The sequence below is a fragment of the Microcoleus sp. T3_B1 genome (assembly GCF_036700445.1).
Taxonomy (GTDB): domain Bacteria; phylum Cyanobacteriota; class Cyanobacteriia; order Cyanobacteriales; family Microcoleaceae; genus Microcoleus.
This window is the reverse complement of sequence record NZ_JAUBOX010000037.1, coordinates 20,818-46,663: the sequence shown is the minus strand read 5'-3', so window position 1 is coordinate 46,663 and position 25,846 is coordinate 20,818. Positions and strand designations below refer to the sequence as shown.

Annotated in this window: 25 protein-coding genes; 12 read left to right on the top strand and 13 right to left on the bottom strand. The window is 43.9% G+C overall.

The window, feature by feature from the left end; all coding sequences use genetic code 11:
- Positions 1-97 precede the first annotated feature (97 nt).
- Together QT990_RS20060 and vapC are read left to right on the top strand one after the other, a co-directional pair.
- Positions 98-310, top strand: coding sequence for a type II toxin-antitoxin system VapB family antitoxin (locus tag QT990_RS20060; RefSeq protein ID WP_333144170.1), 213 nt, complete (start codon positions 98-100; stop codon positions 308-310).
- Positions 297-704: a type II toxin-antitoxin system VapC family toxin gene (vapC, locus tag QT990_RS20055; protein WP_333144169.1), complete on the top strand. Its 408-nt coding sequence runs from the start codon at positions 297-299 to the stop codon at positions 702-704. Before QT990_RS20060 ends, vapC begins: the two co-directional genes overlap by 14 nt.
- A 49-nt stretch (positions 705-753) precedes the next feature.
- Here vapC and QT990_RS20050 read toward each other — a convergent pair whose 3' ends face one another.
- The 3 genes from QT990_RS20050 to QT990_RS20040 form a co-directional block, all read right to left on the bottom strand.
- Entirely contained in the window at positions 754-1,020 is a 267-nt protein-coding gene (locus QT990_RS20050; protein WP_333144168.1) for a type II toxin-antitoxin system RelE/ParE family toxin, read from the bottom strand.
- Positions 1,017-1,226 (bottom strand): hypothetical protein, encoded by a 210-nt coding sequence (locus QT990_RS20045; protein WP_333144167.1) that lies wholly within the window; start codon positions 1,224-1,226, stop codon positions 1,017-1,019. Before QT990_RS20045 ends, QT990_RS20050 begins: the two co-directional genes overlap by 4 nt.
- Positions 1,227-1,527: 301 nt before the next feature.
- Complete coding sequence (locus QT990_RS20040) at positions 1,528-5,754, bottom strand: HEAT repeat domain-containing protein (protein ID WP_333300622.1); 4,227 nt, start codon at positions 5,752-5,754, stop codon at positions 1,528-1,530.
- 106 nt (positions 5,755-5,860) lie between these two features.
- Here QT990_RS20040 and QT990_RS20035 point away from each other — a divergent pair, with 106 nt between their 5' ends.
- Complete coding sequence (locus QT990_RS20035) at positions 5,861-6,076, top strand: hypothetical protein (RefSeq protein WP_333144165.1); 216 nt, start codon at positions 5,861-5,863, stop codon at positions 6,074-6,076.
- Positions 6,077-6,144: 68 nt separating this feature from the next.
- On the opposite strand, the gene QT990_RS20030 is transcribed toward QT990_RS20035, so the two are convergent.
- From QT990_RS20030 to QT990_RS20020, 3 genes are all read right to left on the bottom strand, one after another.
- Positions 6,145-6,597, bottom strand: a complete 453-nt coding sequence (locus QT990_RS20030) for an HNH endonuclease signature motif containing protein (protein WP_333144164.1) — start codon at positions 6,595-6,597, stop codon at positions 6,145-6,147.
- Positions 6,594-6,827, bottom strand: a complete 234-nt coding sequence (locus tag QT990_RS20025; protein ID WP_333144163.1) for a hypothetical protein — start codon at positions 6,825-6,827, stop codon at positions 6,594-6,596. Before QT990_RS20025 ends, QT990_RS20030 begins: the two co-directional genes overlap by 4 nt.
- Positions 6,828-7,041: 214 nt before the next feature.
- Positions 7,042-7,275 (bottom strand): hypothetical protein, encoded by a 234-nt coding sequence (locus QT990_RS20020; protein WP_333144162.1) that lies wholly within the window; start codon positions 7,273-7,275, stop codon positions 7,042-7,044.
- Positions 7,276-7,446: 171 nt separating this feature from the next.
- On the opposite strand from QT990_RS20020, the gene QT990_RS20015 reads away from it, so the two are divergent.
- The 4 genes from QT990_RS20015 to QT990_RS20000 all read left to right on the top strand — a co-directional run bounded on the left by QT990_RS20015 (position 7,447) and on the right by QT990_RS20000 (position 8,583).
- On the top strand, positions 7,447-7,623 hold the full coding sequence (locus tag QT990_RS20015) for a plasmid partition protein ParG (protein WP_332983430.1): 177 nt from the start codon (positions 7,447-7,449) through the stop codon (positions 7,621-7,623).
- Complete coding sequence (locus QT990_RS20010; protein ID WP_332957635.1) at positions 7,607-7,876, top strand: ribbon-helix-helix domain-containing protein; 270 nt, start codon at positions 7,607-7,609, stop codon at positions 7,874-7,876. Before QT990_RS20015 ends, QT990_RS20010 begins: the two co-directional genes overlap by 17 nt.
- A gap of 175 nt (positions 7,877-8,051) precedes the next feature.
- Positions 8,052-8,258, top strand: a complete 207-nt coding sequence (locus tag QT990_RS20005) for a ribbon-helix-helix domain-containing protein (protein WP_083888202.1) — start codon at positions 8,052-8,054, stop codon at positions 8,256-8,258.
- A gap of 118 nt (positions 8,259-8,376) precedes the next feature.
- The gene (locus tag QT990_RS20000; protein ID WP_333144161.1) at positions 8,377-8,583 is read left to right on the top strand and encodes a ribbon-helix-helix domain-containing protein; all 207 of its coding nucleotides are present in this window, start codon (positions 8,377-8,379) and stop codon (positions 8,581-8,583) included.
- 111 nt (positions 8,584-8,694) lie between these two features.
- On the opposite strand, the gene QT990_RS19995 is transcribed toward QT990_RS20000, so the two are convergent.
- Positions 8,695-10,161 carry a glycosyltransferase family 87 protein gene (locus QT990_RS19995; protein ID WP_333465671.1) on the bottom strand — a complete coding sequence of 489 codons (1,467 nt, stop codon included), beginning with the start codon at positions 10,159-10,161 and terminating at the stop codon, positions 8,695-8,697.
- A gap of 432 nt (positions 10,162-10,593) precedes the next feature.
- Here QT990_RS19995 and QT990_RS19990 point away from each other — a divergent pair, with 432 nt between their 5' ends.
- The 4 genes from QT990_RS19990 to QT990_RS19975 all read left to right on the top strand — a co-directional run bounded on the left by QT990_RS19990 (position 10,594) and on the right by QT990_RS19975 (position 19,292).
- On the top strand, positions 10,594-11,784 hold the full coding sequence (locus tag QT990_RS19990; protein WP_333144159.1) for a M20 family metallopeptidase: 1,191 nt from the start codon (positions 10,594-10,596) through the stop codon (positions 11,782-11,784).
- A gap of 131 nt (positions 11,785-11,915) precedes the next feature.
- Entirely contained in the window at positions 11,916-13,298 is a 1,383-nt protein-coding gene (locus QT990_RS19985) for a P-loop NTPase fold protein (protein WP_333465670.1), read from the top strand.
- A 4-nt stretch (positions 13,299-13,302) separates the two neighbouring features.
- On the top strand, positions 13,303-17,310 hold the full coding sequence (locus QT990_RS19980) for a WD40 domain-containing protein (RefSeq protein ID WP_333465669.1): 4,008 nt from the start codon (positions 13,303-13,305) through the stop codon (positions 17,308-17,310).
- A 326-nt stretch (positions 17,311-17,636) separates the two neighbouring features.
- Positions 17,637-19,292: a SpoIID/LytB domain-containing protein gene (locus QT990_RS19975; RefSeq protein WP_333465668.1), complete on the top strand. Its 1,656-nt coding sequence runs from the start codon at positions 17,637-17,639 to the stop codon at positions 19,290-19,292.
- A 262-nt stretch (positions 19,293-19,554) separates the two neighbouring features.
- Here QT990_RS19975 and QT990_RS19970 read toward each other — a convergent pair whose 3' ends face one another.
- Positions 19,555-19,854 (bottom strand): ferredoxin, encoded by a 300-nt coding sequence (locus tag QT990_RS19970; RefSeq protein ID WP_333109645.1) that lies wholly within the window; start codon positions 19,852-19,854, stop codon positions 19,555-19,557.
- A gap of 947 nt (positions 19,855-20,801) precedes the next feature.
- Positions 20,802-21,101 (bottom strand): ferredoxin, encoded by a 300-nt coding sequence (locus QT990_RS19965; protein WP_333144155.1) that lies wholly within the window; start codon positions 21,099-21,101, stop codon positions 20,802-20,804.
- Between the two features lie 526 nt (positions 21,102-21,627).
- Between QT990_RS19965 and QT990_RS19960 the strand changes: the two genes are divergently transcribed.
- On the top strand, positions 21,628-22,641 hold the full coding sequence (locus tag QT990_RS19960; RefSeq protein ID WP_333144154.1) for a Gfo/Idh/MocA family oxidoreductase: 1,014 nt from the start codon (positions 21,628-21,630) through the stop codon (positions 22,639-22,641).
- 69 nt (positions 22,642-22,710) lie between these two features.
- Here QT990_RS19960 and QT990_RS19955 read toward each other — a convergent pair whose 3' ends face one another.
- The 4 genes from QT990_RS19955 to QT990_RS19940 all read right to left on the bottom strand — a co-directional run bounded on the left by QT990_RS19955 (position 22,711) and on the right by QT990_RS19940 (position 25,710).
- Positions 22,711-23,100, bottom strand: coding sequence for a glycosyltransferase (locus QT990_RS19955; protein WP_333144153.1), 390 nt, complete (start codon positions 23,098-23,100; stop codon positions 22,711-22,713).
- Between the two features lie 168 nt (positions 23,101-23,268).
- Positions 23,269-23,574 (bottom strand): glycosyltransferase, encoded by a 306-nt coding sequence (locus tag QT990_RS19950; protein WP_333144152.1) that lies wholly within the window; start codon positions 23,572-23,574, stop codon positions 23,269-23,271.
- A gap of 35 nt (positions 23,575-23,609) precedes the next feature.
- Complete coding sequence (locus QT990_RS19945; RefSeq protein WP_333144151.1) at positions 23,610-23,849, bottom strand: hypothetical protein; 240 nt, start codon at positions 23,847-23,849, stop codon at positions 23,610-23,612.
- 763 nt (positions 23,850-24,612) lie between these two features.
- Positions 24,613-25,710, bottom strand: a complete 1,098-nt coding sequence (locus QT990_RS19940) for a HAMP domain-containing sensor histidine kinase (protein WP_333412240.1) — start codon at positions 25,708-25,710, stop codon at positions 24,613-24,615.
- Between the last annotated feature and the right edge of the window lie 136 nt (positions 25,711-25,846).

Genomic DNA, 25,846 nt, shown 5'->3' with positions numbered 1-25,846 from the left:
TGAGTTGGGGAAACCAGGATTTGGGGAAGTTGGGCTAGGTTAAGGGTTGGGTGTGGCTATGCCATAATGAATGAGAGAATGAAATCCACCATTAACCATGACAACCACCGTTGAACTTAACGAAGAATTGGTTAAAGAAGCCTTTCGCTTAACCAATTTCAAAACAGAAAAAGAATTGATTGACTTTGCTTTGCAAGAATTAATTCGCACCCGTAAAAAGCGGAACCTACTTGATTTAAGCGGACAAATTCAATTTACGACTGAGTACGACTACAAAGCTTTGCGGGAAAACCGAAATGTTTCTGATTGATACATCAGTCTGGATCAGCGTTTTCCGCGACAGGACAGGTGTAGTACGCCAATCCCTGGAAGCAATAATCAATGAGGAAAGTATTTTTCTGAACCGATTTACTCAGATGGAACTTTTGCAAGGTTGCCGAGATGAACGGGAGTGGACACTATTAGAAACTTATCTCCAAGAACAAGACTACATCGAGTCTACGCCTAATACTTGGGTAGCGGCTGCTCGGATTTATTACGATTTGCAACGACAGGGGTTAACGGTTAGAAGTAGTATCGACTGCTGCATTGCCCAACTGGCGATCGAACACCAACTTATTCTAGTTCATAACGATCGCGATTTTGAAACAATTCAGAGAGTGCGATCGCTCAACTGCTTGCGCTTCCGGCCTGACAATAATTAAAGATTAATTTTAGTTTGAGTTGGTGAGGATGGGGTGAAGGCTAAAATGATTACGGAAAGTATCTGTAAATCTCTTTGCGGTGGAGTATCCTGACGAAATAGACTACGCCATCATTAACTTTAATACCGATTCGGTAATCACCCACTCTAAGGCGATAGTAGTCTGCATCACCTTTTAGTTTTTTAACATTGCTGACTTCATTTAATTTTTCGGCGTTCTCAACTTCTTCTATCGCTTCCTGAATTCTTTGCAACAAATCGGCCTCAAGAATCTTGAGTAAATCCTTTTCAAAGCTCTTTTTAAACTCCACATTCATGGTTGTCTCTTCAGGATTTTGAAAATTTGCTCGCGGCTGACTGTTTCAGTATTTTCGCCTTCTTTGATAGCATTTTCTATCCCTATATCTTCTAGGGCTTCTGTTAAAATTTCAGAAAATACTTCTTTTTGTTCTTTTAATAACTCAAAAATCGCTGCTTTGAGCAATTCTTTAAGTTTGGTTTCGTCTATAGTAATTTCAGACATTGCTTTTTTTCGGGGATTTATTTAAGGTTTTCATTATATCACGAAATCAAGCCGATTTATTTTCATGTTGATGTAAATTAATTAAATTTATTCTAGCCAACGTTGGTTTGCGGGTAGTCAGAAACCGGGTTTTTTCGATAATACTTCGTTACACCTCGTAGAAGCGGCCAAAAACGCGGTTTCTTTGGTTTGCGGGTAGTCAGAAACCGGGTTTTTTGCGAGAATACTGCATCCCGACCTTTAACTAAAGTGAAAAACCCGGTTTCTTTGGTTTTGATGCGTAACTCCCGACAGTCAAAACTTAGGACTCTAGATGAAGTCGTTTGAGCCAGTTTACGACAGTTTGAAGTAAATCGGGGTCATGGGGGGAGAAGGTTTGCAGGGGTGGATGAGGTGAGTCGGTGATGAGACAGATTGTACCGTGGAAGCGGGTAAGGGCATCGAGGAAAGTAGGGCTAAAACCTCGGGCCGCGGCGGATGTGGGGTCTTCGTAGAAGATGAGGATGGGGTGTTTGTTGCTGTGGCGGCGGAGTCGATTCCAGTAGGATTTGAGTTGGGGGAGGGTTTCGGGTTCGCCGTTGAGTCGTTCGGGACAGTTTTGGTCGAGGAATTGTTCGTAGATGTCGAGGGCGGGGTTATCGGAGTCGATGAATTTGCTGGTGTCGATGCAAATTAGCTGTACGGATTCGATTAATTGTGTGTCTGCAAGTCTGGCATCAAGGATGTTGGGTAAATCTGCTAAATTGAGGCTTTGGGTGAAGGGGGTAGAACCGACTCCTGTTGTTTCTGGGACTTCTGGATGGGGTGTGGTGAGTTGATGGTGCCATGCTTGATAGAAAGTTGGGTAAGGCAGATTTTGGGCGCAGTTCCAGATGACTCTGAAGGGAGGTATAAGGAGATCAAAAGCGTTTGCACGTACTTGGGAAGTTAGGTAATTTTTTAATCCTGAGACTACGGTGGCGAAGTGTTTACCTTTCATAATTTTCCCTAAGCTATCTGCCGCTTGGCTCCGAGTAGATTCATACTGAGAAGTATTGATTAACTCGACTAAAGCCGATATCGCAACTGGGTTATCTTTGCTTATTTTCCCTAAGCTATTTGCCGCTTGCCTCCGAGTAGATTCATCCTGAGAAGTATTGATTAACTCAACTAAAGCCGATATCGCAACTGGGTTATCTTTGCTTATTTTCCCTAAGCTATTTGCCGCTTGCCTCCGAGTAGATTCATCCTGAGAAGTATTGATTAACTCAACTAAAGCCGATATCGCAACTGGGTTATCTTTGCTTATTTTCCCTAAACTATCTGCCGCTAGGCTCCGGGTTCTTTCATTATCTGAATTGCGGATTAACTCGACTAAAGCGGCGATCGCCACTGGGTTATCTTTGTCTATTGCCCCTAAGCTATATGCCGCTTCCACCCGAGTATATTCATCACCTGAATTGCTGATAAATTCGACTAAAGCGGAGACCGCCACTGGGTTATCTTTGTCTAGTTCCCCTAAGATACCTGCCGCTGCACTGCGGATATATTCATCCTGAGAAGTATTGATTAACTTGACTAAAGCTGCGATCGCTAATGATTTGTTTTCGCCTCTTTCTGCTAAACTATATACCGCATCTGTCAGGGTATATTTACTAATTGCACTATTAATTAAATCGACTAAAGCTGCGGTCGCCACTGGATTATCTTTGCCTACTCTTCCTAAGTTAAATATCGCTGCTCTCCAGGTATTTCTCGTCTGAGCAGAGTTGATTAAATCGACGAAAGCTGCGAGCGCCACTGGGTGATATTTGTCTATTTCCCCTAAGCTACGTGCCGCGAAACATCGGATATGTTGATTTTGAGCAGAGTTGATTAACTCGACTAAAGCTGCGATGGCTACGGGGTTATCTTTGTCTATTTTCCCTAAGCTATCTGCCGCTTGGTACCGGGTACTTTCATCACCTGAATTATGAATTAACTGGACTAAATCTGCGATCGCAACTGGGTTATTTTTGCCTATTTTTCCTAAGCTATATGCCGCTTGCCTACAAATATCTTCATTCTGTGAAGTACGGATTAACTGTACTAAAGCTGCGATCGCAACTGGGTTATCTTTGCCTATTTTCTCTAATAAATATTCCACCTTCCTCCGGGGATCTTCATTCTGTGAAGTACCGATCAACTGGACTAAAGCGGAGATTACAACTGCGTTATTTTTGTCTATTGCCGCTAAGCTATATACCGCTTGCCACCGGGTATCTTCATTCTGTAAAGTACCGATTAACTCGACTAAAGCGGCGATCGCCCTTTCCCGATCCGTGTCTTTTAGTATCTCCCTTGCTACCTCGAAAATAGGACTAAAAACTTGCAAACTATCCTGTTTTTCTGCAAATCCCCACTTGACAATTTGCGACACAATCTCATCAGCAAGACTACAATCCTTAAACTCAGCAATCCCCGCAGCCGCGAGAAAATACGCCCGAATTTTATAAAAACCAATATCACGCCCATCCTCAAACTCAACCAACGCCTTAATAAACGCTTCCTTCTCATTCTTCCCTACACCCTCCAGCCCGAACCACAGCAAAATCACCTGCTTCCACTGCGCTTCAAAAATCCGATATGCCTTCCCCACCACCGGAAAATCAACATGATTCCGAGGTAAAAAATAATCCCAATCATCCACCGCCAACGCCGCAAAATACTCCTGAAACGTCGCATGATAAAACGCATAGACTGATTCTTCCGGTTCATCAATATCGATGCCAACCCGATTCAACCATCCTAGAGATAACGCCAATGATAATAAAGACGTTTCATCGCTTCGAGCTCCCAAATACTGACTGACTAACTGATAGGACAAGCGAAAACGACTCGATTTGCCATCAATTGCTGCTTTGGCTAATTCTCCTAACCCTTCATGTAAAAGTTTCTGACACTCATTGTGACTTTTGCCACATAGCTTTTCATATATTTTGATAATTTGCTCTTTCCAGCGATAGAAATACTTAATAAAACTGGCATATAATTTTGCCTGAGTATCCGGTAAAGTTCCCTGTCTCGAACTCCAAATTTGACACAACATCCACAACCGCAACGGATTTTGAATCAACTCCTTGAGACGGGAATTCTCCGACTCTGCTAATTCCGCCTCCAAACTTTCCCCCGTCGCAGCATCCCCCATCCCCGCAAACCAACGGCGAATATACTCCGTAACTTGTTCCGAATTAAACTCCAAATTGCGAAACACATCAAACCCCGAAAAAGCATTTTTATCCGCCTCCCAAACATTCACCCGACAAGTCACCACCACCCGCGCCGCCTGCACCCATGTCCTTGACAAATCTTTCGCTAACTGCTGCATTCCTTGAGTGTTGGCCATTTCATCCACACCATCCAGCAACAACCAAACCCGACTCATTTGTGCTTCTAAATCACCGCGCGTCACTCCTCCTGGACACCGAGACAACCACACCTTTTCCAAATGGTCACAGATACTTTGCGCGCCTAATTCAGCTAAATCTATCCAAATCGGCAACCCCAATTCTTGCTCTAAAATCCAATCAGCAATCTTCTGCAACCGCGTGGTTTTCCCCGCACCCGGTTCGCCAATAATCGCAATTTTTCGCCCTTGACTAATGTCGCTTTTCCCTTGTCGCAATACATCCTCAAAAAACCTTTCTTCAGCAATGGGAATCAGTTTTTCTGTTTCCTTTTCCTTTTCTTCCTGCTGATTCCTTGGCTGAGGTTTGGGTTTTTGGCGTTCAACAATGGCTAAGGGAACATAAACCCCATCGAGTTGCGGAGTCATCCCGCAGGCGTTGGTGAAAGGGTTGGTGGTGAGTTGCTGTTGGTGGGCGAGGTTTTGGCGGCAGATTTCTTGCCAGTTTATGGGTTCTTCTTTAGGTTTAGGAGTTTCATGGGATATCTCGACTGTGACGGAGCCAAATTTAACCTTCCACTTTTCCTCAATTACTTCTAAATTTTCTTTGGGGTTAATCTGATTCTTCAGCTTAAGGGAAAATTTCCAATAACCTTGATTTCTTGCACTAGGTTTAAGGTAAAGTATACCTAAGTCTTTCAGACAGTCGAGAACATCTTGGATTGCCTCTCCTCTTCTCTGGGAGTTATTGACATTCTTTTCATCATTGGGTTGAGAGAGTTCTAACGCCTTTCCTAAGCATTCCACCAATGTACATAAATCTTCCTTAGTTATCCCTTCAACAATTTTGGTTTTGTTGTTGTTGAGTTTTTGCTGAAATTTCCCCGATACCAGCAACTCATTTTCCTTTTCCCATAGCAACTTGAGCGTAGCTTTCAGCTTGTCCCCTGAAACGGCTATTTCCCCATTATCCTGGAACGTAACTTTCAGCTTATCCCCAGCCACGCCAATTTCCCCATTCGTGAGGGCGAGTAAGGCCTCAACCAGTTTGAAAACGTTGTTTTTTGTGGTGGCGTTTTTCCCGTATTTTCGTGCCATCGCTACCTTTTGAATAAAATTCATCGTCGCTTGGGCAAGTTTGCCCAAACCAGTTGGTTTGCCCAAGCGCTTAACCCCGATTATACAAGGGTTTCAGAATTTTTTGTTTTTGCTTGATTGGGCAAAAGCCCAAAAAAATAATTTACCTCATAAGCACAAAACGAGGTGAATTATGAACGACCAAGAAGACAGAATCAAACAACGCGAAGCATTAGAAGATGCTCATGACAACTTTGTTCAACCTTATGTTAATCAATTGATTGAAGTTAACGCCCAGTCTTCACCCAATATTGATGTTGCGCTTCCTGGGTTTTGCTGTGTGTCGGGATGGTTGGTTTTGGTTGTATTGTATTGTTTTTGGACGCGCTATCGAATGTCATCAAAATAGCCTGTATTATTCGGCGGTTGAAACCGCTTCTGGTCAAACGAAGTCTGCCTCCGCAGACTAAGAGTTTATTACGTTTCTCTGGGATCGTCTGTTGGTGGATGACAGCCAGCTTTAATCCATAAACCGCGTGCTTCCTGAATCGATCGCTCTCCTTGATACCGTTCGTCATTCACGTCAAGCCGATCGCAAGTAGCGCGACCAATTGCTGTAACTCCGATAATTTTTGTACCCTCCCTCGTCCAAATAAAATGCTCTTGCCATTGCTGACTTCGAGGATTAAATAGAGCTACTTCTGCTTGAGTTTCTAGATCGCTAGCTACTGTAAAATTGTAACGGCGTTGATTGCAACGGCTACAAGCAAGCGCTAAATTATTGACATCATCAGTACCATCTAAAGAACGGGGTTTAATATGGTCGATGGTAAAACGAGAGGTGCTGATTTCTTCTGGAGAGTGACAATATTCGCAAAGATATTTAGCCCGTTGTCTTACATATTGGCGGGTTGCTTCGGTAAGGGTCATTTTTGAGCGAGGAGGAGGGAGTTTAGGTAAGTAAAAAGGCGATCGAGTTCGTTGATGGCCTTGAGTTCGTCTTGTTCTTCAGCCGTTAGATCGTTGACTTTATTTTTTTCCAGAAGGCTTTCTAGATGGAGTTGAAGTCGATCAGTAAATTTGAACAAAGGGCGATTATTGACTGTTTCGACTTTAATTCCGGTTTCAATGAGGGAGGGAGGTTGAATGACAACTTGCATAATATTTGACTTTGTTGAATTGTTTGTCATGTTTAGGCCTTATCCATATTTTATCTCAAATTACGGGAGGCCAGAAACCGGGTTTTTTCGAGAAGACGCGCTACGCCTCGTAGTAGCGGCAAAAAACCCGGTTTCTTTGGTATTTATGGGTAAGCCCTAAATGAGACAGAAAGGCCGATCGCACTTTTTCAATTCGTGCGATCGCCCTCCAAGATTATTCTTTCCAGTAACGGGTTAAAATCCGGATTACCTCACCCGCTATCGGCGATGGTAGAGGCGGGCTCCATTCCCCAACTTCTGCAAAACCTAAAACGTGCAACAGATTAACGATACTTTCTACCGCTTTGGGAACGCCACACAACAGCAAACGAATCGGTTGCTTACCTTGAGGTACATCAGGAATTTCTTCCCGGAGCAGCTCGGTAACTGACTTTGGCTGTGATATCATAGACTTTGAATTACACGAATAGTGGAATTGCGATCGCCCTCAAGTTTTCCAGGCCAGGGGCGATCGCTTTTCCGTTTGTACATCCTCAGTCTAGCACAGCTATGGGAATATGGGAATAGGTAACTAAGGGAATTTTAAACTTTTCACACGTAAACGTGTGAAAATAAAGTTATGGCAAATGAAAAAGACACCATCAAACTTGTAATTCCCAAGGCATTGAAGATCAGGTTCAAAGCCTTGTGCGTTCGTGCGGAAAGGGATATGAGCAGCGTCGGAGGTCAACTAATAGAAAACTGGTGTCAAGAGCAAGAGCAAGCCCAGGCGAAACGGGATGAGTCAAACACCTGAAGGGGCGACACCAAAGAGGCGTACAAAGAAAGTACGATCGATCTATGAAGTAAATTCCCAGTTGCCTAACTTGCCAGCAAAAAACCTAAAACGAGTCACCAGCTACGTTCCTCCAAACGCCTACAACGTCTTGGAAGATTGGGCCAAGAAAGAAGACCGGACAGTCAGCAATCTGGTAAGTCGGATTGTCTCTGAAGCTGTAGATGCTTACTTGGCTAAAAAGACTACAGAAGATGAACCCAGCAGCAATTAACCTTTGATCTCTACGCTGATGAGTCATTCTCAACTGCCAACCTGTCAGGCCGTTGATTTTGTGTTGGAGTGGGGTTTGGTTTTTGGGTGTTTAGATTACTTTAGCCTAAACTAGATTGTGGTGTGCTACCTTGGCTTAAAAAAGCTCTAAAAAATTTGCAGTCAGCTAAAATGACATGGTGAACACGCTACCCCCAAACAATGTGAGTCCTGCAAAATCTCCTAGAGTTGCCTTTTACCCGCCACCCGAAATCAAGGAGAAGTTAGAAAAACTGGCGAGTATTGAGCGTCGTTCGATTTCCCAAATGGCATTACTTTTGGTCGAAGAAGGACTCGAAAGAGCGCAGAAGGAAGGCAAGTTTAATGAATCCAAAGACGATTAAACTACCAACTACCACTGCGGGCGATCGCTCTCAACTGCCTGCGTGTCCTGCCGTGTACTTTGTTTGAGACGGTGACGCGGTAAGGTACAATAGGGCAGTAAAAGCACAAATAACAGCCTTGCCAGCAAAACTCCCCAGAATAGTTGTATATCTTCCAGAAGAACTTAAAGCAGACCTAGAGCGGTTAGCCAAATCGCATTATCGGCCGGTCTCGAATATGGTATTGACATTAATTCAAGAAGCAGTAGATGAGGCTAAATCTGAGGGGAGAATTCAAAGCGACGATCGATCGCAGCAACAGAAAATCGACAGCGACTCTGAATGATTTAACCGCAGAGGACGCAGAGAGCACAGAGGAAGAGAAGAGAGAGATGAAACATGGTGCACACGCTACCTATTACTTAACTCTTCGCCAGATGAATGTCTATTTCCTGCTTCAGCTCGGTCGGTCAAATTCAGCAACCTGTTTTTGACCAAGAGAGGTAATTGCTAAGACTAAAACACTTAACGTAAGGCCTAAAATCGCATAACTCGGTAGTGAAAAAATAGTTACTTTAAACAAATAAGGCAACTCCCCCCCCTTCCAGTTCCACCGCCTTCCTAGAAACACCAACAGCCCGCCATGAATCACAGCGGTTTGCACCATGACACAGCCAACTCCCAATAACCAAACCGACATTCTTTGCCTAGAGAAGGCACAATTTTTAATCTGAAAACATAAATCATTCAGCAAAAAAACCACCGCCGGTGCTAACATCACAGAACTGGTGGGCTGTGAATAGTTGATAGCAATACTCAAAGTAGAAATTAGCACCATTTCAGATAAGTCAACCTTTTTTGACCAAGCATTGCGAGATTGTTTTTTGTAAAAATACCAACTCACTAAACCAACTAGCACCAGAATAATCAAGTCAGAAAATAGCTTCGCCACGAAGGGACTATCGGGGAAAAATCTCGGCCCCATAACCCTTAAATCAAGGCGACTCATAGAAATATAAGCATTATTCGATGGATCGTTGAGCCAGAGTGGAAATCCACGAGTCGCATCCTGTATAAATCCTGTTAAAGAATTGCCCGTTACAGCTAGACCTATAACTGCCAAAACAGTTACCGTGACTATAGATATAAAAACTAGCTGAAACCGTCTTTTGATTAAAAAATAAGGAATAAACAATATAACTAAAGTGGGTTTAAAAAGTGCTATTCCTAATAAAATTCCTGCAATTACATCCTGATTTTTTCTAGCATAAATAAACATCCATAACAGCATAACAGCAATAAAAGTTGCCACATTGCCAACTTGAAGATCGAAGACAAAACCGTAGAGGAATGCAACTGATATACTACAAATAGTCCGAAAAGCTCGTGAGTGCGACACCAACAAGATATTCGCTCCCCATAAAACAAAACCTGTGGCAATAAGATGCAGCCAAGTCCAGATTGTGAATGCAGTCTTCATAGGGAAATAGCCCACAAACCACAGCGGAGGAATGATATTAGGTGGATAAACAAAAGAAGGAATAAACCCACACACTTTAGTGATGCTACAGAAACCGCTGTTAAACACTTCTACATTAAAGGGACTCAAATGCTGATGGGCTAATCTACTCGCTACATAAAACCACTTAAAATCCCAGTAAGGGGGATCGGGCCGATTAGTCAGATTGTAAACCAACCAACCGGTATAACAGAGAAATCGGGTGAGAACTAATACAATAACTGCTTGCAAAATAAAGTTAACAATAGGTTGACGAAAAAAATGAGTCAACCTTTGGATCGAAGGATGTTTTAAAAACAAAGAATCTTGCCATGCTGTTTTTTCGCTATCTAATCGCCAATTAAATTTGAGAAACCCAGCCACTGTAATTATAATTATTACATTCCAGAATCCAAAGCTAATCATAGAAAATATTTTTAATAAATGTACTATTTGATGATATCACAACCAGAAATTATCTCATGTCCGATCGATCAACCATAATATCCCGGTCGGGGCGGGTTTTTGAGATGGTCAATTATTAACAGGTATTGTTGGCTCACGGGCCCCTACAAAAATCGCGGTTGCTCGACCGGACATGATATTATCAACTAAAAATCAGCCTTTGAACCTAGAATCTAGACGTTTATTCCTGGTTTCAACCTAACTCTCTTTTCTCTCTTTTCTCTGCGTCCTCTGCGCCCTCTGCGGTAAAAAAAAAAAATCTTATTCACAAACAAAATAGCATTGCCATCCAAAAGCCCGATCGCACATTTGCGCCTTATAACCCTGTTCACCCCCAAACATATGCGTTAACCTAGTTGACTACAACTTGTACCGCACTCCCCAACTAAATTCATGCTTCCCCGCATCCAAGAATTAGCCGCCACCCTAGCACCCCGCTTAATCGAAATTCGCCGCCACATCCACTCCCACCCCGAACTCAGCGGTCAAGAATATCAAACCGCCGCCTACGTAGCCGGAGTTCTCGCTTCCAGCGGAGTTCACGCCATCGAAGGAATCGGCAAAACAGGAGTGCTCGGCGAACTCAAAGGCAACAGCAGCGAGTCCCGGTGGCTGGCAATTCGCACCGATATGGACGCTTTGCCGATTCAAGAACGCACTAACTTAGAATTTGCCTCCCGCAACGAGGGAGTGATGCACGCCTGCGGCCACGACATCCACACCACCGTCGGTTTGGGCGCAGCAATGATATTGTCTCAGCTAGGGGAAAAATTGCCCGGTCACGTCCGCTTCTTGTTTCAGCCGGCGGAAGAGATTGCCCAAGGTGCTCAATGGATGATTAAAGATGGGGCGATGCAAGATGTTGACGGCATCCTCGGAGTGCACGTTTTTCCGACGATTCCCGGCGGTTGCGTCGGTATCCGCCACGGGGCCCTGACGGCGGCGGCAGATGACATAGAATTGATTGTGATGGGCGAATCCGGCCACGGTGCGCGTCCCCACGAGGCGATCGACGCAATTTGGATTGCTTCTCAGATAATTACCACTTTGCAGCAGGCAATTAGCCGCACGCAAAATCCTTTGAGGCCACTGGTTTTGACGATCGGGCAAATTAACGGCGGACGAGCGCCGAACGTAATTGCCGATCGAGTAAAATTATTGGGAACTGTGCGATCGCTCCATCCCGAAACCCACGAAAACCTGCCGGCTTGGATCGAACAAATTGTTTCTAGCGTTTGCGGGACTTACGGCGCTAAGTACGAACTCACCTACAAGCGCGGCGTGCCAGGAGTCCAAAACGACCCAAAACTCACGCAATTAGTCGAAACTGCGGCTTTAGAAGCTTTAGGTCGATCGCGCGTCCAAATTTTACCAGAACCCTCCCTCGGCGCCGAAGATTTTTCGATGTACTTAGAACACGCACCCGGAACCATGTTTCGCTTAGGAGTGGGACTGACTGACAAACCGAACTATCCCCTCCATCACCCGCAATTTGAGGTCGATGAATCTGCGATCGTGACCGGCGCTGTCACCTTGGCCTATGCCGCCTACCAATATTGGAAACAGCATCCAGGTTCACACTAATAGTCTTCGACGTATGGGTGGTCAGCTAACTAACCGTAGGGTGCTTACCCGGAAAAATGTTTAGTCTCTTGTAAAAACATTCAGCCCTGACCCACCCTACAATAACTACAAAAACTAATTTAGAAAATTTTATGAATCTAGATTTCGATCGATTCTGCGACGCCTGCAACCCCAGTCACTCCCTGATATTGGGCAATGCCGAAGATCAGCGCTACTACATTGATTTTGCTGAGGTGCGCGGCGGAAAAGTTATTAACATACTCAAACGGACAATTACCCGTCTGGCACGAGATAAACCGACTTGCCAATTGTTTACCGGACATATTGGTTGTGGCAAGTCTACTGAATTGTCGCGACTGGAAAAAGAGTTGACAGATGAGGGGTTTCATGTAGTTTACTTCGAGTCAACACAAGACCTCGATGAAATGGATCTCGATTTGACAGATATCATGTTAGCGATCGCACGGCGAGTCACCCAAAGCTTGGAAGAGGGCGACATTTCCTTGCAGCCCCAGGGCTTTAAAGAATTCTTAAAAAATAGTTGGAATTTTTTACAAACCCCTGTGACTGTAGAAGCTGAAGGAGAGCTTTTTGGCAGCAAATATAAGGGCAATACAGACGGAAATCTGGAAGTTTCTCTGCCTTCAGGTATTGCCAAAATTACTGCCAAAATCAAAAGTAATCCCGACTTGCGTTCTAAACTGAGACAGTACATGGAACCGCAAGCTAATAAAATGTTAGAACTGATTAATCAAGAAATTATTGATGTAGCAATTAATCAGCTAAAGCAGCGGGGTAAAAAAGGATTGGTGGTGATTGTTGACAACTTAGACAGGATAGTTTCTCGACCCAATGCAGCGGGGCGAGGATTGCCAGAATATATCTTTATTGACCGGGGCGATCAGTTGCGACAACTGAATTGCCATTTGGTTTATACGCTACCGTTGGAATTGATTTTTTCTAATGAAACTGAAATATTAAAAAATCGCTTGGGGGGCGGGGTTGAACCGAAAGTTTTGCCGATGGTACCAGTAAAGAATAGAGACGGTAGCGAATGTGTTGAGGGGATGAATTTGCTGCGGCGCATGGTGATGTCGCGGGCTTTCCCTGATGTGTCGCCCGAGAAATATATCACATTAATTACCGAAGTTTTTGACAGTCCTGAAACTTTAGATAGATTGTGTCGTGTCAGCGGAGGTCATTTGCGAAACTTGATGGGGATGCTGTTTGGTTGCTTGCAGCAAGATGACCCTCCCATTTCCCAAAATGTGTTGCAATCTGTGATTCGTAATTCCCGCGACAGTCTGATTCGCGGCATTGATAATGATGAGTGGGAATTACTGTTTAAGGTGGTGAAAGAACAAAGCATAAATGGAGATAAAGAATACCAAGATTTGCTGCGAAATCTGTGGGTTTTTGAGTATGTAGACGACACTCAAGGAAATTGGTTTGCGTTGAACCCGCTGTTGATGGAAACTGACAAATTTAAGCTGTGGCAGCAGCAAAATTCGTGAGATTATGGTAAACTCAAATCTAGCCGAAGATATTGCAGCAGAAAATGAGCGATCGCTCTCTACATTGGTACGGACGATCGCCCGCTTTCAAGGAAAGTTTTCTTTAACTTTAGTGCGCTGCAATTATGCTAGCTTGCGTTCTGCAATGCTGGAAAAGCTGCGCGATATATCGACAGTTGAATATCAAGAATTAGTCCTTGAGCCTGCTACTAAAATACTTCATCAAACTATTATCAATGCCGTCCAGCAGCAACCACCGAAAGCTTTAATAGTTGTGGGCCTAGAATCGGTGGTTGCTATTGATGACCTGTTAGCGGGGGCTAATAGAGCGCGAGATCAATTCAAGCAAGATTTTGCTTTTCCGTTGATATTATGGGTGACGGATTCGGTACTGTTTAAATTCAGTCGCTCGGCGAATGATTTGAAGTCTTGGGCTCCTCCTCCAATTCAGTTTACCATGCCGCCCGATGATTTGATGAATTTGTTACAACAACAAACCAGTCAAGCTTTTGCTGATGTTGATAATTTCAAATTAGATGACTGTGAAATGGAGTTGCTGGAGAAGGATTTGGTAAATGCAGCATTAGACCAGGAATTGCAAGCTAGTTGGCAATTTATTCGCGGTTTAGTTGAATTTCAGAAAAATCAAATAGATTTAGCACTCGATCATTATCAGCAAAGTTTGACATTTTGGCAGCAAAATCGCCACTTAGAAAGACAAGGAATTGTCTGCCAGAAAATTGCTCAAGCTTACAACCGCAAAGCTGAATTGCACCGGGCAGGAAATCAAGGTTATTGGCAAGAAGCTAGAAAGTATTTACAACAATCTCTGGATAGCTTTGAGCAAGTGCAGCGGCATGATTTAGCTGCGAAATGTATTAGCGAACTCGGCGAAGTGCTGCGACTTTTACAAGATTGGGAAGAGTTGCAAATTTTAGCTAAAAAAGCCTTAGAAATGCACGAAATTTACGGCACTCCGAGTCAAGTAGCTGAAGATTACGGCTTTTTGGCTGAGGTGGCGCTGCAAAGTTTGGAGTGGGGCAAAGCTTGCCAATCGGCTCAATCAGCATTGGCTATTTTGGCACAACCAGGAGTATCCCAACAAAACAATGGTTTGTATCGGTTACTTTGGGCAAAAGCGCAGCTAAATCTCACTCAAGAGTCGCAGGCAGTTAACAACTTAGAAGTAGCTAAAGAAATTACACAACCTCAAGATGACGTGCAGCTTTATTTGAGGATTTTAGAAGAGTTGAGAACTCTCTATTTTGAGCAAAGCGAATATTTAAAAGCATTTTACCTTAAACTCGAACAACAAGCAGTTAAAAGCAAATATCGACTGCAAGCTTTTATCGGTGCAGGTCGCTTGCAGCCGCCGCAACAAATAATTGAGAACGGTTTAGAATCAGGTCAATCACAAGCTGAAATTGTTGAGGAAATTATCGCCGCTTCCGGGCGGTCGCAGGATGTTAAACGAATAATTCAACGGATAGGTACACCTGCTTGCAAGCTGACAATTATTCACGGACAGTCTGGAGTAGGAAAAAGTTCGATTATTCAAGCGGGGTTAGTTCCAGCCCTGCAACTTACAACTTTTGACGCGCGGGATGTATTGCCTGTTTTATTGCAGTCTTATCACGATTGGGCGAGGGATTGCGGTCAGTGTTTGCGATCGGGAATTAAAAAAATAAAAGGTGAGAGTTTATCTACTCCTATTGACACGCCGATAGCTATTCTGGAACAGTTGCGACTGAATCAAAATCGCAATTTATTGACGGTACTAATCTTTGACCAGTTTGAGGAATTTTTCTTTGCTTATCAAGACCAAACTAGCCGGAGAGAGTTCTATGATTTTTTGGCTGAATGTTTAAATGAGATTGGTGAACTCAAAATTATCCTGTCGCTGCGGGAAGATTATCTTTTCTACTTGTTAGAATGGAATCGCGCCAGCAATTTGTCAATAATTGATAACGACATTCTCAATAAAAAAATCTGCTATTACTTGGGCAATTTTTCGCTAGCCGATGCTAAAATTGTTCTCCAAACCTTAACAAAACTCTCTCAACTTGACTTATCCGAAGATTTGGTAAACGCGCTGGTAGAAGATTTAGCAGGTGAAGTGCGGGAAGTGCGGCCGATTGAGTTGCAAATTGTGGGAACGCAACTAGAAAAACGGCCGATTACTCGACTGGGTGAATATCAGCAACTAGGCAGTCCGGCTAAGGTCAAACTGGTTGAGGAATTTTTAGCAGAAGTTATCGCAGACTGCGGCCAGGATAATAGAGAAATTGCCGAACTTGTCTTGTATTTGCTGACGGATGAAAACAACACTCGTCCTCAGAAAACTCTGGCTGAGTTAGCAGCAAACTTAGGAACTGAGTCAGAAAATTTAAAGTTAATTTTAGAGATTGTCGTTAAATCGGGATTGGTGTTAGAAGTGCCAGCAACTCCGATTGAACGTTACCAACTTGTCCACGATTATTTAGTGCCTTTTATCCGCAAACAGCGCGGTGCGGAATTACTAGAATTACGCGAAAAATTTAAGCAAACTGAAGCGAAAAATCAGATATTAGCAGAGGCCACACAAAAAGCCGAACTGTTGTCAGTAGAATCACAGCGAAAAGCCCAGAGACGAATTGGTATTGGTACAGCGGTATTGGGTATTAGCATAGTTTTAGCTGCAACTGTAATGGGATTAGCGCGGCAGCAAGTGGACCAGGCACAGAAATTGACAAAATTAGAGCTATCGGCAAGTGAGGTTTTGAAACTATCTGAGTTGGGTAATAATCAAATAGAGGCTTTAATCTCAGCCGTGAAAATTGGAAAAGAACTCAAAGCCACAGTCAAGGAAGTTCGTTCCTTTGCAGATAACCCGATATCTAATCCGCAGATTGCCCTCAATCAGATTCTCGACAACATCCGAGAACAAAATTGGTTTAAAGGACATCAAGGTCAGGTAACAAGTGTCAGTTTTAGTCCCGACGGCAAATACATTGCTACGGCATCAGAGGACAATACAGCAAGGTTGTGGGATGTTACAGGTAAGCTGATACAAGAATTTAAAGGAGATCAAATTTGGGTAACAAGTGTCAGTTTTAGTCCTGACGGCAAATACATCGCTACGGCATCATGGGACAATACAGCAAGGTTATGGGATTTAACAGGCAAGTTGATAAAGGAATTTAAAGGACATCAAAATGAGGTAAGGAGTGTCAGTTTTAGTCCTGACGGCAAATACATCGCTACGGCATCAGAGGACAATACAGCCCGGTTGTGGGATGTTACAGGCAAGCTGATACAAGAATTTAAAGGACATCAAGGTTCGGTATCGAGTGTCAGTTTTAGTCCCGACGGCAAATACATCGCTACAGCATCAACGGACACAACAGCCAGGTTGTGGAATTTAACAGGTAAGCTGATACAAGAATTTAAAGGACATCAAGGTTCGGTATCGAGTGTAAGTTTTAGTCCTGACAGCGAATACATCGCTACGGCATCATTCGACACAACAGCCAGGTTGTGGGATGTTACAGGCAAGCTGATACAAGAATTTAAAGGACATCAAGGTTCGGTATCGAGTGTAAGTTTTAGTCCTGACAGCAAATACATCGCTACGGCATCATGGGACAAAACAGCCCGGTTGTGGGATGCCACAGGCAAGCTGATACAAGAATTTAAAGGACATCAACATGAGGTAAGGAGTGTAAGTTTTAGTCCCGACGGCAAATACATCGCTACGGCCTCATTCGACAAAACAGCCCGGTTGTGGGATTTAACAGGTAAGTTGATACAAGAATTTAAAGGACATCAAGATGGGGTATGGAGTGTCAGTTTTAGTCCCGACGGCCAATACATCGTTACGGCATCAGGGGACAATACAGCCCGGTTGTGGCGAATTAAAACTTTAGATGAAATGCTGGTGCAAGGCTGCGATTGGCTGCACGACTATTTGCAGAATAATGCTGAGGAAAGCGATAAACACGTCTGCGATGAGATTAGTGCTCAGAAAAAATGATTAGCCAATCAATCGGTAGGTGCAAATAAACCTGACAGTGTAACAGAATGTAAAGCGATCGCAACTTTTGCGATTCCTGCGTTTGACTCGCAATGACAGATTTACCGCAGGGGGCCCAGAAACCGGGTTTTTTACGAAAAGACCAGTTGCAGCGCCCACACTCGGTAAAAAACCCGGTTTCTTTCGTCTGAGTGCCTAAGTCCTGACTTAACAGAATTCTGGCAACCAAACCACCTTATCTTCCGGAATTCCGCTCTAGCAGCCGCCAAATGTGCTAACGTACAATCAAAAATCCCCAAATTTCAACTATCGCGAGACAGATAACCGTGTTCGCTCAAGCACCTCCAACTCCCAATTACAAATGGTTTAGCTGCGTTTCTAGCACTGTTTTCACCGCATTGTGCCTGTTGCCCATTTTTAGCGCTGCGGGATACGCCCAAACTCCCCAAAATAGACCCATCAAAATCGGTGTGGTGCAGCGGTTTGGCACCAAAGCAACCGACAAACTAACGCTGAAAGCATTACCGGGCGACAGCTTAACATTGAGTTACAAAACTCCTCAAGGCATAGAAACCAAAACGGCTGCCAGCATCAAGCTAGAAATAGCCCCGAAACCGCTGGAATCGGCATTAGTAGAAGAACGAGTTGTTCTGAGCTCCCACCGCAGTTTCGAGAGTGCGGAAGATAGCGCCAATCAGTGGCGGGCTAAGGGAATTGAGGTAGAAATTGCTCAACCTTTTCGCTGGCAAGTTTGGGCGAAAAGAGATACTTACAACTCTCCTTTGGTGCGACGCTGGCTGTTGCAAAGTTTGCAAGCTCAAGGGAACACAACAGCTTTTTTGGATTCCAAAGTTTTAAAACAAATACCCCAGGCATTTTGGGTTTTAAACGGCTTTCGTTTCAACCGCAATGAGTTGGATGTCACGGCGGGGAAAAATGTGATTGAGGTATTGGAACAAACCACCCAAGAGGCGACAGCTATTGAACCCGAAAAAGCAATTCAACAAACTCACCGTTATGGCGGCAGTTTGCACCTGCAAAAAAATGCTTACGGCACTTATACTTTGGTAAATAAAGTGCTGACGGAAACTTATTTGCGGGGTGTTGTTCCTCACGAAATTGGGGCTTTTGCGCCTTACGCTGCGATTGTCGCTCAAACTATTTTAGCGAGAACCTACGCCCTGAGAAATTTGCGCCGGTTTGCTGTGGATAATTATGAGTTGTGCGCTGATGTTAACTGTCAAGTTTATAAGGGTTTGACCGAGGTTTACCCGCAAAGTGATAAGGCGATCGCCCAAACGAGCGGTTTGGTGCTAACTTACGAAAATCAGCTAGTAGACGCGCTTTATTCCGCCTCTAGCGGCGGCGTGACAGCCTCTTTTAACGATGTGTGGCAGGGCGCGGAACGTCCATATTTGCGATCGATCGTCGATTCCCCTAATAATATTTGGGATTTGTCCAAGCAGAGTTTGTCTGACGAAAACAATTTCCGCCGCTTTATCAGTTTGGAAAAAGGGTTTAATGAGGAAAAAGAAGACACTTTTCGGTGGCGCGAACCCGCTTCTTTGACGGCAATTGGTGGATTTCTCAAACAGTATCTTCAGAAGAAACAGCACCCGCTGGCTAATTTGAAAACTGTCACTCAGGTGGAAGTGACAGAAAGGTCGCCCGCTGGTCGAGTTTTGAAAATGAAGGTTCAAACTGACTTGGGCCCGATTGATATCGACAAAGACGAGATTCGCAATGCTTTTTACCCGCCGATTAGCACGCTTTTTTACCTAGAACCAATTTACAATCCCGACAAAACTCTCAATGGTTATGCTTTTGTCGGAGGTGGTTTCGGGCACGGGGTGGGAATGAGTCAGACTGGTTCTTACAATTTGGCTAATTTGGGCTGGAATGGATCTCAAATTCTGGGCTTTTATTTTCCCGGCGCTCAAGTTGTGCCGCTCAGCGATAACATTACATTTTGGCAACCATAAAATTAAACTCCCAAAATTCAGTGAGGACTTGCGTAAAAACTATCGAATGCAAGCAGGAGCAATGCAATCTCAATGCCGGATTTTTCCGAATCTTTAGCGCAAGCCCTAAAATTTTGAGATTTTAGATTTTAGATTCTAGACAGGATTTTACGAGTTAACTAAAATCTGCTATCTAAAATCTAAAATTATTCGGTCAGCTATCGCCTCAAACTGCTATTAATCAATAGCTTGGAGTTAGAGCAGATGACTGACGGCCCCCTTTTTAGTACAGCTCTTCTTCTTTGTGAGTTTCTATCGTACAGTCAGACTGGGGATAGGCGACGCAGGTGAGGATCATTCCGGCCTCGATTTGGTCGTCGTCCAAGAAAGATTGGTCGGATTGGTCAACAGTGCCTGATATGATTTTGCCGGCGCAGGTGGAGCAAGCTCCAGCGCGGCAAGAGTAGGGGAGGTCAAGTCCTGCTTCTTCAGCAGCATCGAGAATGTAAGTATCTTCATCAACGTCAATGGTCTGGTTAAGTCCTTCGGCTTCGCTGATGAGGGTAACTTTGTAAGTTGCCATGCACTAAATCCTCTCAAAAATTCAACAAGATTGATAATTTTTCCTAATGCAACCTTCAAGGCTCTATGAGCTTTGAGGTTAGGCATTAGGTTCGTTCCCTCTATGATAGTAGGGGATAGAAGCCCGGTTGCAACACTCATTTACAAAAAATTTGAATGGGATTAGTTATCACTTTTTTTAATTTCATCTTTATTACTTATACCTACTAAACTCGGCGATTTAAATCATCGGCACTACACAAACAAAGTCCGCGCAACGCGAGACTAAATATCAGTCGTAAAACTTTTAGATTTTAGACTTGGGATTCTAGATTGGTTTCACAGTTAATCTAAAATCTGCCATCTAAAATCTAAAATTATTTGGTCAGCTATCTGCTCAAAGAGTTACGAATTTCTAGCTGGGAGTGACAGACTGATACTTTTAATCCAGACAATCTCCGACAACCTGAGAGAATCCAAATATAGCACACTCATCAGACAGGTCCCAGAGCATGGTGGTATCCCACAAAGCTTTAAGGAAAATCCCTAAAGCGCTACTCAAACGGGGTGTTTTCTAACCACAGTTGGGGTCTTTAAAAAGTTTAGATCCACCTAACTTTTATGGCTCTAACCGTATTTTGCACAAATCAAGGAGGTGTATTCTTCACTGGTTTTGACCAACCTCGAACCGCAAGGATTACAGAGATGCTCTCACGCCAAAGCTTGAGAGAAGTGAGAGAAAGTCCAAGTCATCATTACTGATGGTGTTATGCAGGCTACTTCAGTCTACACCAATTGTCATGAGTATTAAGTAAAAGTCTAGGAAAATATCATCCTAGTAATTGCTCCTGGGGGATTGTTTCAGTCTTAGATACAGAAACCCGGTTTCTTAACATAATTGCCGTATTTCAGCTTAATTCTGGAAACGAGCAACCGGGTTTCTTAGGGTATCACGCAGAGCGTCCTTTCTTAGTAGAGCTCTTCTTCTTTGTGAGTTTCTATGGTACAGTCAGACTTGGCATAGGCGACGCAGGTGAGGATCATTCCGGCCTCGATTTGGTCGTCGTCCAAGAAAGATTGGTCGGATTGGTCAATTGTGCCTGATATGAGTTTGCCGGCGCAGGTGGAGCAAGCTCCAGCGCGACAAGAGTAGGGGAGGTCGAGTCCTGCTTCTTCAGCAGCATCGAGAATGTAAGTATCTTCATCAACCTCAATGGTCTGGTTAAGTCCTTCGGCTTCGCTGACGAGGGTAACTTTGTAAGTTGCCATGCACTAAATCCTCTCAAAAATTCAACAAAATTGATAATTTTTCCTAATGCAACCTTCAAGGCTCTATTAGCTTTGAGGTGAGCTCTTAGGTTTGTTCCCTCTATGATAGTAGGGGAAAGAAGCAAGGTTGCAACACTTATTTACAAAAAATTTGAATGGGATTAGTTATAACTTTTTCTAATTTCATCTTGATTACTTATACCTATGTTGGGTTCAGCCTTGTGATACTGTTGCCGCAAGACTTGCGCTAAACCACCGGGTTTCTAGGAAAAATCATATTTTGAGCCCTACAGCACAAAAACCGGGTTGTTGGTATGCGGTGTGTCGATCGAGTTTCAGCAAGACTGGCTGCAAGGCAAGTCCCCGCCGGCGTTGAAATGTATAGTTAGAATCGCATCAAGACTTGGGTGTTGAAGGCTCGATCGAATAAATCGCACCACAACCACAGCTTAAAATCGGGGCGATAAAACCCTAAACCCCTGCAGCGCAAGTCTGTAACTATCTAAAATCTTAAATCTCAAATCCCATGACTAATATTGATACTCGCTTTGGTTTTTCGGTTAATTCTCCAATTCGCGTGGGGATTGTGGGTACTGGTTTTGCCGCTAAGTTGAGGGCCGAGACAATTCAAGCTGATGGGCGATCGAACTTGGTAGCAGTTGCGGGCCACTCCCCGGATAAAACCGCAGCATTTTGTCAAGGCTTCGGGGCAGAAGCTGCGGTTTCCTGGCGCAAGCTAGTAGAAAGAGACGATTTAGATTTGGTAATCGTCTGTACCGTGAACCGGGATCACGGGGCGATCGTCCTGGCGGCGCTAGAAAGTAACAAGCACGTTGTGGTGGAATATCCTCTATCTTTAAACGTATCTGAAGCAGAAAGGGCGATCGAACTTGCCGCCCAAAAGCAAAAACTCCTCCACATCGAACACATCGAACTGTTAGGCGGTTTGCACCAAGCCATCAAAGAATCTTTGCCATTAGTCGGTAAAGTTTTTTACGCCCGCTACATTACTATGAGTCCTCAACACCCAGCGCCGCAGCGGTGGACTTATCAACATTCCCTCTTTGGCTTTCCGTTAGTTGGTGCAATTTCGCGACTGCACCGATTTACTGATTTGTTCGGGGAAGTGGCAAGCGTTAACTGTCAAGCTCAATTTTGGGACAGTCAGCCGGATTTCTACAAAGCTTGTTTGTGCAATGCACAGTTGCGCTTTGCCAATGGCCTTGTCGCTGAAGCTGTTTATGGAAAAGGAGAGACTTTTTGGCAGTCTGAAAACATTTTTACTATCTACGGTGAAGAAGGAACGCTGGTTTTTACTCCCGAATCCGGTCAATTAATTCAGGGAGAAAATCGGCGCAACCTCAAAGTAGGAACGCGGCGCGGTTTGTTTGCCAAAGACACCGATATGGTGTTGGAATTTTTGTTAAAAGGTACGCCTTTGTACGTGGATAATGCCAGTAGTTTGTACGCTTTGAAGGTGGCAGATGCGGCGAGGCGATCGAGCGAAAATAGGCAAAATTTCGCACTTATAAATCCGTAAAAAGGAGCGAACATGAGGTTATTAGACTTTGGTAAAAATCGCTGATAACTCATAAGATATTGGGACAACTCAGCTAAAAGTGCTGCTCAGCAACTCCGCAATCTGCCGATCGATATTGGTCTGGTGAAAACGCCGACTAGCCATATAGTAGGCCGATTGGGCGATCGCGATGTTATACTCAGGTTGGTTATGACAGGTATTAATAACTTCTGCGAGTTGGTCTGGCTTGCCGGGAGGAACCAAAAAGCCATTGATGCCCGGTTCTATTAATTCAATAGCCCATCCAGATTGAGCAGCAACTATAGGTCTACCACACAGCATAGCCTCGACAATAACTCGGCCAAAAGGTTCGGGTGCGTTTGAGGTATGTGCAACTAAATCACAAATTGCCATTAACTGCGGAATCTCTGAACGAAAGCCTAAAAACTTAACTCGATTTTTAAGTCCTAATTCTGCCACTTGTTTGTGTAATTGCTTGGACAGAATCCTGCTCGCCCAAGAGCCCATCACCCACTAAAATAGCTGTTACATTTTTGGGACAGTAGGTAAGTGCTTCAATTAAAATATGTTGACCTTTCCAAGGTGACAATCGGCTGAAATGACCTACGATAAATTGCCCATCAAGTTCTAGCTGTGTCTTGAGTTGGCTAATTTTAGAGCGCTCTGATAGACTTCAGGTTCAAAGCCATTGTAGACGACATCGATTATGTCCGAGCGTCCTCCTGCTTCGAGGAAAGCAGCCTGACTTGCTTTGGAGTTAGCAATAACCAATGGTGCAAAGGGATTAGCCAAAGTTACAGCTACTTTTAAGTTAGTTGGGCTGAAATAGCCTGTAGATAAAATGTCATGCAAATGATACACGAGAGGGCGACGACTCAAAAAGCTAGCTAATGCACCCACCACTAAAGCTTTTTGCGTGTTGGCGTAGATCAAATCCTATTGACGAGCTTTTGGAACAATTTTAGCAATCAAAGGAGTAGCGCGGTTACACTACTTAAACTCTGGCTCAAGCTGCTTTCTTTACGAACTTTGATCGCTTCATTCGCTAACACCTCAACGGGAATTTGCTGTTGCTCTAATAATGGCTTAAAAGAACCATCTACAAATAAGCCAACTAGACAGCTATCTCGATAGGGTTTGGCAATATTTATTAGGCAAAGCTCTGCGCTACCAGGCTTACCGCTCTGGTCGAAAAATAGTATTTTCATCTGTTTTTTAACCGGACAAGTTTTCCATATATTCTACAGGAATTACGCGATTTTTCAAGTGTGAAACTATCTGTAGTGGTAAAACTTGCAAAATAGGAAAACTATATATAGCAATCCTAAATCATTCTCATAATTATTGTAGGGGCAATCCGACCCCTACTCCCCGTGGTTGCCCGATAGATAGGGGGTAGGCACGGGGAGTAGGGGTAGCACTACCCCTACAAATTTATCTGAATCATTTAGGATTGCTATAGTGAAAAATGTAGATTAATTGCATCAGGTTTGGCATATTTACTATGCCAAAAATTGGAGCGAATCAACCAAAGCCGTTCCCAGAGTCGCTGTTCGGGTTCAGCTAAATTAGTGAGTTTTACGCCGGAGTTTGACTGAGTTTCTGGTAGACCTACTCCACACAATTCAACTCGATCTTGACTGGCTGCTAATTGATGCGTAAGCTCATATATATCAATCCTAAATCATTTGCATAATTATTGTAGGGGCAATCCCACGCCCGGTTGCCCGATAGATAGGGGGTAGGCACTCTTAGCACTACCCCTACAAATTTATCTGAATCATTTAGGATTGCTATACATATCGATCCAAGCGTACTCGCTCAGGCTGTGTTTCGCATCTTGACGGCTTATTAATTCTGTAATTTAGAGTGTGTGTGCTGAAACACCTGATCTGTGGGTTGGCGCGAAAATATTGACTGTGAATTCATTATTTTATCCCTTATTTTTATTGTTAATCTTAATGTCCCGAACTAAACAATAACCTTTAGTAAAGTGATAATAAAGCTTGTCCCCTTGCCCTCTGCACTTTCAACCGCAAGTGTCCCTTTATGGGCTTCAATAATACTCTTTGCTAAAAATAATCCTAATCCCCAGCCGGTTTGCTCCTGGGCACAAATGGTTCGACGAAATTGTTGAAATAGGATGGATTGAGCGTCTATGGCGATCGGATTGCCTTCATTATGGATAGTAAGGCTGACCTGCGTTTGGGTTTGCTGGAGCGTGAGTGTAATCGGCGTACTAGGCGCACCATATTTCACAGCGTTAATTGCTAAATTTTCAATCACCCGCCGTATTTCTTTACGGCTGCAAAAAGTCCTGATAGCAGGGTCAGAAACCACAATAAACCGCTCTCCATAGGCGAATCTCAAATCGTTTACTACCTCTTGGACTAGCATCTCAAAATCGCATTCTTCAAATTCAATCTTTAAGCTCTGCCCTGCCCGCAGCCGACTCGCATCTAGCAGATTTTGAATCATCGAATCCAGCCGATTGATCGCACTGAGCATCCTCGTCGCCACATCCCTATGGCTGTCTCCTGTTTCAAGCCGCCGCAGAGTTAGTTGAGTTCCCATTTTTACGACATTGATGGGATTTCTGAGGTCGTGAGTTAGCGTCACCATAAATAATTCTTGAATATCTCGCAGCGTTTCGGAGAATTGAGTGGCGGCGTCATTAACGACTTGCTCGATGGAGGCGATAATAATGTCTCGATCCTGCACTCCTAAAGGTGCTTCTTCTTCTAAAACTTGAAATATTACTTGACGGAGGAGGTGATACTCGAAAATGAGGTGAGTCATGGAGTAGTCAGCATACCCCGCCCGTTCATGCCCATGCAGCTTGCCAATCCGCGTACTTTCTACCTCGTCGGCTGTGATTCGGGCAGGTGTCCTGACAATTCTGTTTGAGAGTTCATCTACCAGTTGGTTTAAGTACAGAGGTAGGGAATCTTGCAAGACAAGAGAATTTTGATGCGTTGATGCACCGACTTCATCACGCGCCCGCTTCTCCCACATCCCCATAATTTTTTCAGCATTTTCTTTAAGACGGTCAGACGCTTCGTTCGACATCGATTCTGATTTTCTGCATGAGTGGCTCTTGAGAAAGCATTATACAGGACTTTCCCGATAATATAAGTGAAGTACCCCCCGGAAGCCGAGTTTCGTGCTGAAACTCGGCTTCTGGGGGGTACTTTATAAAGGTGAA

What these genes read in the sequence shown, in the direction of transcription:
- QT990_RS19945 (WP_333144151.1), bottom strand. Translation starts at nt 23,849, where the DNA reads ATGAAAATACTATTTTTCGACCAGAGCGGTAAGCCTGGTAGCGCAGAG.
- QT990_RS20030 (WP_333144164.1), bottom strand. Translation starts at nt 6,597, where the DNA reads ATGACCCTTACCGAAGCAACCCGCCAATATGTAAGACAACGGGCTAAA.
- QT990_RS20015 (WP_332983430.1), top strand. Translation starts at nt 7,447, where the DNA reads ATGGCAAATGAAAAAGACACCATCAAACTTGTAATTCCCAAGGCATTG.
- QT990_RS19995 (WP_333465671.1), bottom strand. Translation starts at nt 10,161, where the DNA reads ATGATTAGCTTTGGATTCTGGAATGTAATAATTATAATTACAGTGGCT.
- QT990_RS19960 (WP_333144154.1), top strand. Translation starts at nt 21,628, where the DNA reads ATGACTAATATTGATACTCGCTTTGGTTTTTCGGTTAATTCTCCAATT.
- QT990_RS19990 (WP_333144159.1), top strand. Translation starts at nt 10,594, where the DNA reads ATGCTTCCCCGCATCCAAGAATTAGCCGCCACCCTAGCACCCCGCTTA.
- QT990_RS19970 (WP_333109645.1), bottom strand. Translation starts at nt 19,854, where the DNA reads ATGGCAACTTACAAAGTTACCCTCATCAGCGAAGCCGAAGGACTTAAC.
- QT990_RS20010 (WP_332957635.1), top strand. Translation starts at nt 7,607, where the DNA reads ATGAGTCAAACACCTGAAGGGGCGACACCAAAGAGGCGTACAAAGAAA.
- QT990_RS20045 (WP_333144167.1), bottom strand. Translation starts at nt 1,226, where the DNA reads ATGTCTGAAATTACTATAGACGAAACCAAACTTAAAGAATTGCTCAAA.
- QT990_RS20060 (WP_333144170.1), top strand. Translation starts at nt 98, where the DNA reads ATGACAACCACCGTTGAACTTAACGAAGAATTGGTTAAAGAAGCCTTT.
- QT990_RS19980 (WP_333465669.1), top strand. Translation starts at nt 13,303, where the DNA reads ATGGTAAACTCAAATCTAGCCGAAGATATTGCAGCAGAAAATGAGCGA.
- QT990_RS20005 (WP_083888202.1), top strand. Translation starts at nt 8,052, where the DNA reads ATGGTGAACACGCTACCCCCAAACAATGTGAGTCCTGCAAAATCTCCT.
- vapC (WP_333144169.1), top strand. Translation starts at nt 297, where the DNA reads ATGTTTCTGATTGATACATCAGTCTGGATCAGCGTTTTCCGCGACAGG.
- QT990_RS20050 (WP_333144168.1), bottom strand. Translation starts at nt 1,020, where the DNA reads ATGAATGTGGAGTTTAAAAAGAGCTTTGAAAAGGATTTACTCAAGATT.
- QT990_RS20035 (WP_333144165.1), top strand. Translation starts at nt 5,861, where the DNA reads ATGAACGACCAAGAAGACAGAATCAAACAACGCGAAGCATTAGAAGAT.
- QT990_RS19985 (WP_333465670.1), top strand. Translation starts at nt 11,916, where the DNA reads ATGAATCTAGATTTCGATCGATTCTGCGACGCCTGCAACCCCAGTCAC.
- QT990_RS19965 (WP_333144155.1), bottom strand. Translation starts at nt 21,101, where the DNA reads ATGGCAACTTACAAAGTTACCCTCGTCAGCGAAGCCGAAGGACTTAAC.
- QT990_RS19940 (WP_333412240.1), bottom strand. Translation starts at nt 25,710, where the DNA reads ATGTCGAACGAAGCGTCTGACCGTCTTAAAGAAAATGCTGAAAAAATT.
- QT990_RS20025 (WP_333144163.1), bottom strand. Translation starts at nt 6,827, where the DNA reads ATGCAAGTTGTCATTCAACCTCCCTCCCTCATTGAAACCGGAATTAAA.
- QT990_RS20020 (WP_333144162.1), bottom strand. Translation starts at nt 7,275, where the DNA reads ATGATATCACAGCCAAAGTCAGTTACCGAGCTGCTCCGGGAAGAAATT.